The sequence below is a fragment of the Caballeronia sp. LZ062 genome, from assembly GCF_031450785.1.
In the GTDB taxonomy this organism is placed as follows: Bacteria; Pseudomonadota; Gammaproteobacteria; order Burkholderiales; family Burkholderiaceae; genus Caballeronia.
Genome location: NZ_JARTWB010000002.1, coordinates 219,245 through 231,691, shown reverse-complemented (window position 1 = coordinate 231,691; position 12,447 = coordinate 219,245). Strand labels below are relative to the sequence as shown.

Below are 12,447 nucleotides of genomic sequence, written 5' to 3'. Positions count from 1 at the left end.
CGTCGAGTTATGCGCAGACGAGCTTGAGGAACGCGCCGACCTGCTGCCCCGACTCCTCGTAGGCCTGCGCGGTGGCCCAGTTCGCGATGTCGCCGAAGCGCGCGGCCACGCCTTCCGGCGTCACTTCCGCTTCCGGCAGCAGCACCGGCGCCGTTTCGACGAGCGTTGCCGCTGCAAATGCGCCGCCGCCTGCCGCGATGATCGTCTTCGAAGGCGCATTCTCGCTTGCAAGGAACAGCACGGCGGGCGTCACGCGCTCTGGCTGAATGCGCGCGAGCATGGCTTCGGGGAGAATGTCGGCGGTCATGCGTGTGGCGGCGACCGGCGCAATCGTATTGACCTTGATGTTGTTCTTCTTGCCTTCGGTGGTCAGCGCGTTCATCAGGCCGATCACGCCCATCTTCGCCGCGCCGTAGTTGGCCTGGCCGAAGTTGCCGTACATGCCCGATGACGACGTCGTCATCACGATGCGGCCATAGCCCTGCTCGCGCATGATGTCCCACACCGCTTTCGAGCAGTTGATGGAACCCATCAGGTGAACGTCGAGAACGGCTTTCACGTCGGCCATCTCGAGCTTCGAAAAGCTCTTGTCGCGCAGAATGCCTGCGTTGTTCACGAGAATGTCGACGCGGCCGAATTCGGCGACCGCGCACTTCACCATGTCCTGCACCTGCTCGAAGTCCGCGACGTTCGCGCCGTGGGCGATGGCCGTGCCGCCCGCCTTGCGGATTTCATCGACGACGGCGAGCGCGGCATCGGACGAGCCGCCGCTGCCGTCGCGCGCGCCGCCGAAATCGTTGACCACGACCTTCGCGCCGCGCTCGGCGAATGCGAGCGCGTGCGCGCGCCCGAGGCCCGCGCCCGCGCCGGTGACGATTGCGACCTTGCCATCGAAACGAATACTCATGCTTGATGCTCCATTCCAGTTGTCGAAAGATGTGGTTCAGGGAAACAGACGCATGATCGATTCGGCGACGCACGCGGGTTTGTCCGAGCCTTCGCATTCGACGGTCATTTCCACTTTCACTTGCGCGCCGCTCTGTCCGATCGCGTCCCACGCGAGCAGCCTGAAATGGGCACGCACGCGGGCGCCCACTTTCACGGGCGCGACGAAGCGAACCTTGTCCAGACCGTAATTCAGGCCGCTTTTCGTTTCCTTGATCTGAAACGCGGTGGCAAGCAACGCGGGCAGCAAGCTCAACGTGAGAAAGCCGTGCGCGATGGTGCCGCCGAACGGCCCGCTCTTCGCGCGCTCTTCGTCGACGTGAATCCATTGGTGATCGCCCGTTGCGTCCGCGAACAGATTGACGCGCGCCTGGTCGATCAGAAGCCACTCGCTCGTGCCGATGGATTCGCCCACGAGCGGCTGCAAATCCGCGATCTTGTCGAAGCTCTTCATGCCTGTATGTCCCCTTGAAGCAAGGCGTGTTGCAATTGGGCGGCGCAGGCCGCTTCGTGACGGTCGCTGCTGCCGAACAGCACGTCCGCGACGACCGCGCGCTTGTAGTAGTGGCCGACTGCGTACTCCTCGGTCATGCCGATGCCTCCGTGAAGCTGAATGGCCTGCGCGCAGACGAACTTCGCGGCCCGGCCGATCAGCGCCTTCGCTTGAGATACCGTGCGCTGGCGCGCGGCAGCGTCGTTGTCGTGCATGAGCGAGGCGAGCAGCGCGAACAACATCGAACGCGCGATTTCGAGTTCCGCCGCCATGTCCGCCATGCGATGCTGCAACGCCTGAAAGCTGCCGATCGGCACGCCGAACTGCTTGCGCATCTTGAGGTACTCGGCGGACATCTCGATGGCCTTTTCCATCCCGCCGATCAGCTCCGCGCACAGCGCCGCCGTGCCGTGCGAAAGCCCGTGTCGCAACGCCGCCAGTCCGCTGCCCGGTGCGCCGAGGACGGCGTCCTCGCCCACGATCACGCCTTCAAGCGCGATCTCGGCCGCCCAGCTTCCGTCGTGCAGCCGCAGCGGCCGGCAGACCACGCCGGGCCGCGACGCCGCGACGAGAAAGAGCGTCAGCGGGCCGTCGTCATCGGTCGCAGCCGAAACGATGTAAGCATTCGCGCCCGGCGCGCCGAGCACCAGCGTCTTCGTGCCGCGCAGCGCATAGCCTTCGGCGGTGCGGGTGGCCCGCGTTTGCACCGGCTCGGGAAAGCCGCGCGACTGCGCTTCGCTGTATGCCAACGCGAGCCGCAGCGAACCATCGGCGAGTTGCGGGACATAGTGGTCGAGCTGCGCGGGCGTGGCCGCCGCGGCGAGCGTCTGCGCGGCGAGCACCGCACAGCCGAGATACGGTTCGACGACCAGCGCGCGCCCCAACTCCTGCGCGATCAACACGGTGTCGATGACCGAGCCGCCCAGCCCGCTGTACGCTTCGGGCAGCGCGGCGGCCAGCCAGCCGTTGTCCGCGAACGCCTGCCAGTGCGCAGGCTCGCTCGCGCCGCTCTTCAACAGCGCGGCGCGCGCCTCGAACGCGCACTCCTTCTCCGCGAAGCGGCGCACGCTGTCCTGCAGCAGTTGCTGCTCGGAATCCAGTTTGAAATTCATGTTCTGTCGGCCCCGTCAGAGTTGGAACAGCATCTTCGCGATGATGCCGCGCTGCACTTCGCTCGTTCCGCCATAGATGGTGGAAGCGCGCCGGAAGAACATTTCGTTCGCCATGCCGCGCCCGACCTGCTGATGCGGCAGCGGTTCGCCCGTGGCCGGGTCGTGAGGTTCCGGATACGCCACCGCGCCGTAATCGCCCAGCGCCTCGACGATGAACTCGGACAGGCGTTGCTGCAACTCGGTGCCGCGCACCTTGAGCATGGAACCCATCGCGTGCGCGGCGGGACTGTGGTCCTCTTCCATCGCCGCGACGCGCTTGACCATCGTCGCGATGGCGTTCACTTCGGCCTCGAAGCGCGCGAGCTTCTGCGCGAACGCGGGCTCCTCGATCAGCAAGCCGCCGCCCGAACGCTCGCTTTTCGCGAGCGCACGGATTTGCGAGAGAAAGCGCCGGAGAATCGGCAGATCCGCTGCTGTCGCGTGCTCGTTGTTGAGCAGAAACTTGGTGATCTTCCAGCCCTCGCCCTCTTCGCCGATGCGGTTGGCCACCGGCACGCGCACGTTGTCGAAGAACGTCTCGTTCAGGTGATGGCAGTCGTCGATGCTGCGGATCGGGCGCACGGTGATGCCCGGCGTCGCCATATCGACGAGCAGGAAGCTGATGCCTGCCTGCTTCTTCGCGTCGGCGTTCGTTCGCACGAGCAGGAAGATCCAGTCGGATTCGTGCGCGTAGCTCGTCCAGATCTTCTGGCCGTTGACGATGTAGTGATCGCCGTCGCGTTCGGCGCGCGTCGAAAGCGACGCAAGGTCGGACCCCGAGCCCGGCTCCGAGAAGCCCTGACACCACAGGCGCTCGCCGCTCAGAATCAGCGGACGATGCTGGGCCTTTTGCTCCGGCAATCCAAATTCGTTGAGCACGGGGCCGAAGAGTTTGTGCGCGAAGCCGTCCTGCGTCGGCGCGCCCGCCGCGACGCATTCCTCGTCGAACACGAGGCGCTGCATCACGGACCAGCCGGTGCCGTCATGCTGCTTCGGCCAGTACGGCGCACCCCAGCCGCGTTCGTTCAGAATGCGCTGCCAGCGCACGAGGTCTGCGCGCACGGAGCGCACGCTGCCGACGGGCTTGCCTGCGAGATCAGCCGGCAGACTTTCGCGCAGAAAAGCACGGACCTCCTTGCGAAAAGCATCGAGACCCGGATCAGGTTGGAAATCCATCGAACGCTCCGCTCAATTGCGATACATCGTGACGACGCACGCGCCGCCGATACCGACGTTGTGTTGCAGCGCGACGCGCGCATTCTCCACCTGCCTGTCGCCGGCCGTGCCGCGCAACTGCTGGACCAGTTCGGTGCATTGCGCGAGACCCGTCGCGCCGAGCGGATGCCCCTTCGACAGCAAGCCGCCCGACGGATTGACCACATGACGGCCGCCATACGTGTTGTCGCCGTCGTCGATAAACTTCGCCGCGCCGCCTTCCGGGCACAGTCCGAGCGCCTCGTAGGTGATGAGTTCATTGTGCGCGAAGCAGTCGTGCAGCTCGATCACCTGCACGTCTTGCGGACCGATGCCCGATGCTTCGTACACCTGATTCGCCGCTTCCCGGCTCATGCCGTAGCCCGCGACGTAGCGCAGATCGTCGCCCGTGAGCGATTCCGTGCGATCCGTCGTCAGCGCCTGCGCGGCGATCCACACGCGCGTATCGAGCCCATGACGCCGGGCGTAGTCGTCGCTGCACAGCACCGCCGCCGCCGCGCCGCAAGTCGGCGGGCACGCCATCAGACGCGTCATCACGCCGGGCCACATGACCTGATCGGCCAGCACGTCTTCGGCGGTCACCACCTTGCGGAACACCGCGAGCGGGTTGTTCGCCGCGTGGCGGCTCGCCTTCGCGCGGATCTTGGCGAACGACGAGAGCGGCGTATCGAAACGCTTCATGTGCTCCATGCCCGCGCCGCCGAAAATGCGCAGCGCCGGCGGAATGTCTTGCGGCACGCCGAGCCGCTCGCATTGAGCGAGAAAGAGTTCCGAGGGCAGCGGCCGGTCGTTGAAGTAACTGCCGAGCGCACCCGGATTCATCTGCTCGAATCCGAGCACGAGCGCCACGTCGATGGCACCGGCTTCGATCGCCTGGCGAGCGAGGAACAGGCCCGTCGAACCGGTCGAACAGTTGTTGTTCACGTTGAAGATGGGCAGACCCGTCATGCCGACGTGATAAAGCGCGCGCTGACCTGCCGTGGAATCGCCATAGACGAAACATGCGTAGGCCTGCTGGACGGACTCGTAAGGCACGCGTGCGTCTGCGAGGGCCGCGCGCGCGGCCTCGGCGCCCATCAGATCGTAGGTTTCACTCGCACCCGGCTTCTTGAACGGCACCATGCCCACGCCCGCCACCACTACTTTGCGCGTCATATGTTCTCCTTCGAATATCGTGGTCTCGCGGTTCGACAGAACCGGCATCGGATCATCATAGGCAGCGCGCCGCCCGCGCTCCACCCCCCGTTTCAAGGGGGCGCGTATGCGCCGAGTATCGCGGTCACGCGCGCATGCGATACCAACGCACGCCGTCGGCGTCCGCGTGCGAAGTCGATTCGCCGCTGGCCTGCAGATAGTTGAGGTACGCCAGCGCCTCGCCCGTAGCAAGCGTATAGCGGCTGAATCGCTCCTCCTGCACCGTGCCGGCGAAGAGCGTGCCGAAAATATCGACCGCGCGCCGTGGTTCCCAAAGGCGGTCGCGCAGTCGTCCGAGCCCGCGCCGCACGCCGGCATCGAGCCGTTCGATGCGCTCGTGCAGGCCATGAAACGGCTCATTGTGCGACGGCAGCACGAGCGCATCGACCGGAAGCGTGCGGGCGAAGCGAGTTAGCGATGCCAGCCATTCGCCGAGCGGATCGGCGTCCGGTTCGACAGGATGCACCGACACGTTCGACGAGATACGCGGCAAGACATGATCGCCCGAAATCAGCACATTCAGTTCGGGGCAGTACAGGCACGCGTGCTCCGGCGAGTGCCCGAGTCCGACCTTCACGCGCCAGCGGCGCTTGCCGATCTCGAGCGTCTGTCCGTCTTCGATCCGACGAAAGCTGTCGGGCAACGGAAACACCATGCCCGCTGCCACGCCGAAGCGCGAACGGTACTTCTCGAGCGTTTCGTGGCTCCATCCTGCACGGCGGTAGAACTGGATGGCGTCTTCCGGCGCGTCGCGGCCCTGCTCGGCGACGAACGCGCGGCACGTCAGATACTCCGCGCGCGTCATCCACAATTCGCAGTCGAAGCGCCGCGCGAGCCAGCCCGCCATGCCCGCGTGGTCGGCATGATGGTGCGTGGCGAAAACGCGCGTGATGCGGCGCGAGCCGAGCGGACCGGCGAGCAGCGCCTCCCATCGCGATGGCGCGTCGGGCATGAAGAGGCCGGTGTCGACGATCGCCCAGCCGTCGCCGTCTTCGAGCGCCCAGACATTCACATGGTCGAGCGACGCCGGCAACGGCAAGCGCATCCACAGAACGCCGGGCGCGACTTCGATTGCGTCGCCCAAAGCGGGAATGGCCTCGAACGGGTAATGCAGTCCGCCGCTCACATCCGGGCGGATAGTCGATTCGTCGCTGTTCATGCGAGTCTCCGATAGTCGGCGGTCTCTGATGGACCGCTCGCTTCGTACGCCGAAGGTCGCGCGTCAGGTGAACGCGGCCACGCCCGTGAGCGCGCGCGAGATGACGAGCTGCTGAATTTCCGTGGTTCCGTCGGGAATCGGAATGATGATCGCTTCGCGCAAGAGGCGCTCGACGTTGAATTCCTTCGTGATGCCGTTGCCGCCGTGAAGCTGCACGGCGTCGCGACATACGCGGACGGCCGATTCGGTGGCGAACGCCTTCGCCATCGACGCCTGCATGTCGCAGCGCACGCCTGCGTCGATCAGGCCGAACACGCGCTGGCACATGAGGCGCGATGCATCGACGAGAATCGCCATGTTCGCGATCTTCGCCGCAATCAGCTGATGCGACGCCAGCACCTTGCCGAACTGCTTGCGCTCCTTCGCATACGCGATGGACTCTTCCAGCGACGCGCGCATGATGCCGACCGACAGCGTGCCGACATGCGCCCGGGCCGTTTCGAACACTTTCATCGTGTTGCGCAGCCCTTGCCCTTCTTCGCCGATCAGATTCGTGACCGGCACGCGCGCATCGGTAATGAAGATCTGCGCAGTGGACTGCGAACTCAACGCCATCTTTTCGATGTTGCGCGATTCGTAGCCGTGTTCCGCGCGGTCGATCAGGATATGCGAGAGGCCCGTTTCTGTGCGAACGGTGCAAATGAGCACGTCGGAGTAGACGCCGTTGGTGATCCAGGTCTTTTCGCCATTGACGATGTAGTGGTCGCCGTCACGCACGGCACGCGTCTTGATCTCGGCCACATTCGAGCCGACGTCCGGCTCGCTGATGCCGATGGAGCCGAAGATCTTGCCCGCCAGCACGCCCGGCATGTAGCGGTCGCGCACTTCGGGGCGCGCATTCAACAGCATCGAAGCGAGGCCCATGTTGAGCATGACCGCCAGCGCGACGTCGCACGAACACGCCACGAGTTCCTCGAACAGCATGCCCTGCATGGTCATCGACCAGCCCATGCCGCCGTGCTCCACCGGAACCGTGCAGCCCGGCAGGCCGAATTCGGCGATGCGCTGCGTCAGCTCGCGCATTTTCTCCTTCGGAATGAAGCGGTCGCGGTACTCGCGCGCGACGGGTTTGACTTCGGTTTGCAGGAACTTCCGGAAGCTCTCGACCGCGAGGTTCTGGTCTTCAGTGGGCAGTTGATAAGGCATGTTCTATCTCTTGGTGACTGATTTCGTGCGCGGTGTCATGCGCGAGTTGAGGCGCGAGTTGAGGCGCGAGTTCATGCGCGGCCGAAAATGCCGATGTGGTCGATGCTTTCCTCCACGCCCCACAGGCCGCCGCCGTTGCCCTGAATCGCGAAGCGCGCGCCTTCGACTTGTCGAGCGCCGCACTCGCCGCGCAACTGTTCGACAAGCTCGAAAATCTGCCCGAGGCCCGTTGCGCCGATGGGATGCCCCTTCGATTCGAGACCGCCCGACGGGTTGATCGGCAAGCGCCCGCCGATGCTCGTTTCGCCGCGCTCGGCCATGGCGCCGCTGTCGCCGGGGCGGCACAGGCCGAGGTTTTCGCAGAGCGCAATCTCACCGATGGACGACGCGTCGTGCAATTCGGCCACGTCGATGTCTTCCGGTCCGATGCCCGCTTCCTCGTAGGCCAGCTTCGCGGCATGCACGGTGATGTGATTGGCGAGATCGTCGCCGGCGCGCGGCGAGGCCGAGCGCACCACGGTCGCGAGCACACGCACCGCGCGCTTGCGATCGAAGCCGTAGCGTTCCAGCGCCGACTCGGTGCACAGGATTGCAGCCGCCGCGCCGTCGGAAATCGGCGAGCACATCGGCAAGGTCAGCGGATACGTGATGGGCGGCGCGGCGAGAATCTCGTCGATGGTCATCGGCTTGCGATACTGCGAACGCTCGTTGTGAACCGAATGGTTGTGGTTCTTCGACGACACCGCCGCGAACTGACGCTGCGTGATGCCCAGGCGCGACATGAGTTGCCGCCCGATGCCCGCGTACACGTCCATGAATACGCTGTACGGCTTGTCCGACGTCGATCCGGGCGGCGGCGAAATGTTCTTGCCGAGATCGACGACCTGCGCCGCGTTGGCTTCGGCGGTCTCGACGTCCCACGCCGAATCGAACACCGAGAACATGCGCGCCTTGTCCGGCGAGTACATTTTCTCGGCGCCCACGGCGAGCACGACATCGGCCATTCCGGCGCGCAACTGCGTCACCGCGAGATGGAACGCGCTGCTCGCCGACGCGCACGCGCTCTCGACGTTGTGAATGGGAATGCCGCCGAAGCCCGCCGGAATCAGCGCGACCTGACCGCGAATCATGTGCTGGCCTTGCATGTGGCCCTGTGTGGTGTTGCCGAAGTACGCCGCCTGCACCCACTTGCGGTCGCAGCCGGAATCCTTGAGCGCATCTTCGACGGCCCACGCCGTCAGCTGCTTGACCGACTTGTCGAGGTGACGGCCGAACGGCGTCATGCCGACACCGACGATATAGACTTTTTCCATGTGGATACCTTGATGATCGAGTGAGTGTCAGCAGCCTTTGAACACCGGTTCGCGTTTCTCCGCGAAGGCCCGCAGCCCTTCCTTGACATCGTAGGAGCGCTGATGATCGCGAAGCTCCAGAAGTTCGTGACGCAGCGCGTCGGCGGCGGACTTGTCCGGCGCTTCGTTCGCCACGCGCTTCATGCGCGCGAGCACGAGCGGGCTCTTTTTAGCGAGCTTGTCGGCGAGCGCCTGCGCGCGGTCGGCGAGTTCCGACGGCGCGAGCACTTCGTTCACGAGGCCATGCCCCTTGAGTTCGGCGGCGGTCATCGCATCGCCCGTGAAGAGCAGATAGCGCGCGACGTTGGCGGGCACCTTGCGCGGCAGAATGGCCGCGCCGCCCGCGCCCGGGAATACGCCGAAGTTGGAGTGCGCGTCGCCCAGCTTGGCCGTGTCGGCAGCAAGCACGATGTCGCACGCGAGCACGATTTCCAGCCCGCCCGCGAGCGCAAGCCCGTTCACCGCGGCAATGACCGGCTTTGGAAACCCGCGCAGCGTGTCGAAGAATTCGACGATCAGTTCGAGGAAATCGCGCACGCCTTCGGCTGGGGCGGCGGCCGCTTCGATCAGATCCGCGCCTGCGCAAAACGCGCGGCCGTTGCCCGTCAGGACAACGACGCGCACGTTGTCGTCGTCGCGCCATGCCTTGAGTTGCTCGGTCAATCCGGTAGCCATCTCGCGATTCAGGCTGTTCATCGCGGCGGGTCGATCCATCGTCAACCAGCCCACGGAGCCCACGAGCGCATGTGAGTAACTCATCTCTCCTCCACAGTATTAGTAATTGCCTTCGTTGACGTTCGCGTTCGGGTAAGTTAGTTTCCGGTCATCCGATTGGCACCCCTCGTTCAGGGGGGGCCATCGCTGGCGGTCGAGCGATCGCCTGGCCCAGCTTCCCTCGCGCGGCTCTTGCGGCCGCCGCATGACTGCATCGACTAGGTGACGACTTGCCCACGCCTTTCACCAAACACCTGGTTTCCACCAAGTTTTCGCCGCCGCGCATCGGCGCACGGCATGTCCCTCGAACGAACCTGCTCGCGCAGCTGGATCGCGTGCATCAGGCGAAACTCGCGCTCGTGTCCGGCAGCGCCGGCTACGGCAAGACTGTGCTGCTCGCGCAATGGCGGCAGAACTGCCTGAAGTCCGGCGCGGAAGTCGCATGGCTTTCGCTCACCGCCGACGATGGCGGCTACGCGGATTTCTGCACCGAACTCTTCGCCGCCATGCAGCGCCTGGGCATTTCTGTCGAGACCGACGTGCCGCTCGACGACACGAGCGCCAGCGCGATGGATGCCGCCATCGCGGCCATCGTCGAAGGCGCGGTCGAGTTGCCGAAGGACGTGTATCTGATCATTGACGACTATCACCACGTCGAAGCGCCCGCTGCGCACAAGTTCGTGCAGAAGCTGCTGGATCACGGGCCGGGCAATCTGCACCTCGTGATCTCATCGCGCGTGACGCCGCCGTTGAGCCTCAGCCGCTTGCGGATGATGGGACAGATCGTCGAGGTGGACAGCGCGGAACTGCCTTTCGATCTGCCGGAAACACGGCATTTTCTCGATGAGAATCTCGGCTCTGGCAAGATCAACGCGGACGAGTTGAGCCTGATACACGAACTGACGAGCGGGTGGCCGTCATGCCTGCAACTGATCGTCACGATGCTGCGCAATCGGCCCGAAGCGCGGACCATGCTTCAGCATCTCGTGTGGCGTTCCAACGATTTGCAGACCTATCTGAGCGAAGAGATCATCGCGCATCTACCGGAAGAACTGACGGCGTTTGCCGAGAGCGTGTCCGTGTTCCGGCGCTTCAATGCATCGCTCGCGCAAAGCGTCACGGGTCAGGCGAACGCTGCCGACCTGCTCAAGAAGATGGAGGACGACAACCTGCTCACCATTCGGATCGATTCGGATGACAGAATGATCTGGTATCGCCTGCATCGGCTCTTCGGTGAGTATCTTTCGACGCGTCTCGAGCGGCGCGGCCGCGACGCCGTCAACGAATTGCATCGGCGCGGCGCGCGCTGGTTCGCGCAAAACGGGCTGCTGGCAGAAGCCATGCGCCATGCGAGCCTCGGCAACGACATCGAATTCGCCACGGGCATGATCGAGCGCGCCGCGCCCGCCACGTGGAATCTCGACTATCTCAGCCCCACGCTGCATCTGCTGGATCGCGTGCCGGAAGAAGTGCTGTTCCGTCATCCGCGCCTCTTGTTTCTCGCGTGCCTGACGGTCTCGCTGACGTCGCGGCCCGCGAAGGCGCAGGCGTGGCTCGCGCAACTGCGCAGCGGCGCGCATCCGGTGCCGCCGGAAATCGAGCGCAGTCTGCCGCTCGTGGAGGCGGCCATCGCGTTTCAGCACGACGACGCCGCGCGCATGATCGAACTGCTCGAACCCGTGCGCGACGCGGCCGTCGAGAATCCGTTCCTGCGCTATATGCTGATTGCGGAACTCGGCGTGGCGTACCGCTCGGCGGGCCGCTTCGCGGACGCAAAGCGCCTCTTCGACACGCATCCGATCCCGCTTGCCGACCGCAATAACGACATGGCGCTCGTCGCCGAAGCGACGCTCGTGTCGAATCTCATGTTCGAAGGCCGCATGGGCGACGCGGAACGCCTCGGCTCTGCGTTGCTCGCGCGGTCGGTGAACGCGGCGGGTCATCATTCAATCAGCGCGAATGTGTGCGCCGGACTGCTCGCGGAGGTCTACTACGAAGTGGACCGCATCGACGACGCCCGCGAGACGATTGCGAACCGGCGCGGCCTGCTGCACTCGTCCGGCCCCGACGTGACCATCTGGGCCTCGGTGTGCCGCGCGAGGCTCGATCTCCTGCAGGAAGGCGCCGATGCCGCCCTCGCGTTCCTTCGGCAGCAGATGTCGCATCTGCAAAGCGTGGGGCAACCGCGCGCGGTCAGCTACATGCTCGCTGAACAGGTCAAGGTGCTGCTCGCGAAGGGGGACCGCACGGGCGCGAGCGAGACGGCCGCACTGCTGGACGAACTCGCAAGCGCGGCAGCGCCCGGCCCCAGAATTCGCGACGAGATCGTGGCGAACGCTGCGCTCACACGGGCGCACGTGCTGCGCAACGACGATCCTGCCGAAGCGTTGCGCGCGCTCGAGATTGCCCGCACGCACGCGGTCGGCTTCAAGCGGGGACGTCTGCTCGTGCTCGTCGATCTGCTGTCGGGCGCTGTGCTCGGGGACATGAAGCAGACGGACGACGCGACCGCGTGCCTGCTTCGCGCGGTTCAGGCGGGGCGCGAACTGGGGCTCGTGCGGACGTTCGTCGACGAAGCGCATATCGTCGGCAAGCAGCTCGGTGCCCTGCTGCGCGAGAAGCGGCTCGACGCATCGAATCTGCGCTATCTGGAGGGACTCGTCGACAAGCTCGCCGACGCCGCCAGCACGGACGACGCCGCTTCCATGTTGCGACGCGCGAGCACGTCGAAGACCGGAGCGGTTCTCACCCAGCGCGAAGTCGAGATACTGGGACTGGTCGCGCAGGCCATGTCGAACAAGCGCATTGCGCTCACGTTGAACATCACGCTGGAAACGGTGAAATGGAACTTGCGGAACATCTTCGCGAAGCTCGGCGTGTCGAGCCGATATGACGCGATGGTCTGGGCGCGCAAGCAGGCGTTGATCCAGTAGGCTTTGGCCCGCCGCCGATCGTTCGAGACACCTGGTGTCTCAATCGTTCCTATAATGAGGCGAGAAAGCCTCAAGGAACCGCTCC

At 65.0% G+C, this 12,447-nt stretch carries 10 protein-coding genes; 1 reads left to right on the top strand and 9 read right to left on the bottom strand.

Annotation, left to right across the window (positions count from 1 at the left end; all coding sequences use genetic code 11):
- Positions 1–7 precede the first annotated feature (7 nt).
- The 9 genes from P9239_RS07100 to P9239_RS07060 all read right to left on the bottom strand — a co-directional run bounded on the left by P9239_RS07100 (position 8) and on the right by P9239_RS07060 (position 9,474).
- Positions 8–907 (bottom strand): SDR family NAD(P)-dependent oxidoreductase, encoded by a 900-nt coding sequence (locus P9239_RS07100; protein ID WP_309749813.1) that lies wholly within the window; start codon positions 905–907, stop codon positions 8–10.
- A 36-nt stretch (positions 908–943) separates the two neighbouring features.
- Positions 944–1,399, bottom strand: coding sequence for a MaoC family dehydratase (locus P9239_RS07095; RefSeq protein ID WP_309749812.1), 456 nt, complete (start codon positions 1,397–1,399; stop codon positions 944–946).
- Complete coding sequence (locus tag P9239_RS07090) at positions 1,396–2,550, bottom strand: acyl-CoA dehydrogenase family protein (protein ID WP_309749811.1); 1,155 nt, start codon at positions 2,548–2,550, stop codon at positions 1,396–1,398. Before P9239_RS07090 ends, P9239_RS07095 begins: the two co-directional genes overlap by 4 nt.
- Before the next feature lie 15 nt (positions 2,551–2,565).
- Entirely contained in the window at positions 2,566–3,765 is a 1,200-nt protein-coding gene (locus P9239_RS07085; RefSeq protein WP_309749810.1) for an acyl-CoA dehydrogenase, read from the bottom strand.
- Positions 3,766–3,777: 12 nt separating this feature from the next.
- On the bottom strand, positions 3,778–4,959 hold the full coding sequence (locus P9239_RS07080) for a lipid-transfer protein (RefSeq protein ID WP_309749809.1): 1,182 nt from the start codon (positions 4,957–4,959) through the stop codon (positions 3,778–3,780).
- A 124-nt stretch (positions 4,960–5,083) separates the two neighbouring features.
- On the bottom strand, positions 5,084–6,157 hold the full coding sequence (locus tag P9239_RS07075) for an MBL fold metallo-hydrolase (RefSeq protein ID WP_309749808.1): 1,074 nt from the start codon (positions 6,155–6,157) through the stop codon (positions 5,084–5,086).
- Positions 6,158–6,220: 63 nt separating this feature from the next.
- Positions 6,221–7,363: an acyl-CoA dehydrogenase family protein gene (locus P9239_RS07070; RefSeq protein ID WP_309749807.1), complete on the bottom strand. Its 1,143-nt coding sequence runs from the start codon at positions 7,361–7,363 to the stop codon at positions 6,221–6,223.
- A gap of 71 nt (positions 7,364–7,434) precedes the next feature.
- Positions 7,435–8,676 carry a thiolase family protein gene (locus P9239_RS07065; protein ID WP_309749806.1) on the bottom strand — a complete coding sequence of 414 codons (1,242 nt, stop codon included), beginning with the start codon at positions 8,674–8,676 and terminating at the stop codon, positions 7,435–7,437.
- Between the two features lie 27 nt (positions 8,677–8,703).
- On the bottom strand, positions 8,704–9,474 hold the full coding sequence (locus tag P9239_RS07060; protein WP_309749805.1) for an enoyl-CoA hydratase/isomerase family protein: 771 nt from the start codon (positions 9,472–9,474) through the stop codon (positions 8,704–8,706).
- A 185-nt stretch (positions 9,475–9,659) separates the two neighbouring features.
- Between P9239_RS07060 and P9239_RS07055 the strand changes: the two genes are divergently transcribed.
- The gene (locus P9239_RS07055) at positions 9,660–12,362 is read left to right on the top strand and encodes a LuxR C-terminal-related transcriptional regulator (RefSeq protein ID WP_309749804.1); all 2,703 of its coding nucleotides are present in this window, start codon (positions 9,660–9,662) and stop codon (positions 12,360–12,362) included.
- The last annotated feature ends 85 nt before the right edge of the window (positions 12,363–12,447 follow it).

Bases quoted from the DNA above. Each gene is read 5' to 3' on its own strand.
- P9239_RS07100 (WP_309749813.1), bottom strand. From the start codon at position 907: ATGAGTATTCGTTTCGATGGCAAGGTCGCAATCGTCACCGGCGCGGGC.
- P9239_RS07095 (WP_309749812.1), bottom strand. From the start codon at position 1,399: ATGAAGAGCTTCGACAAGATCGCGGATTTGCAGCCGCTCGTGGGCGAA.
- P9239_RS07090 (WP_309749811.1), bottom strand. From the start codon at position 2,550: ATGAATTTCAAACTGGATTCCGAGCAGCAACTGCTGCAGGACAGCGTG.
- P9239_RS07085 (WP_309749810.1), bottom strand. From the start codon at position 3,765: ATGGATTTCCAACCTGATCCGGGTCTCGATGCTTTTCGCAAGGAGGTC.
- P9239_RS07080 (WP_309749809.1), bottom strand. From the start codon at position 4,959: ATGACGCGCAAAGTAGTGGTGGCGGGCGTGGGCATGGTGCCGTTCAAG.
- P9239_RS07075 (WP_309749808.1), bottom strand. From the start codon at position 6,157: ATGAACAGCGACGAATCGACTATCCGCCCGGATGTGAGCGGCGGACTG.
- P9239_RS07070 (WP_309749807.1), bottom strand. From the start codon at position 7,363: ATGCCTTATCAACTGCCCACTGAAGACCAGAACCTCGCGGTCGAGAGC.
- P9239_RS07065 (WP_309749806.1), bottom strand. From the start codon at position 8,676: ATGGAAAAAGTCTATATCGTCGGTGTCGGCATGACGCCGTTCGGCCGT.
- P9239_RS07060 (WP_309749805.1), bottom strand. From the start codon at position 9,474: ATGAGTTACTCACATGCGCTCGTGGGCTCCGTGGGCTGGTTGACGATG.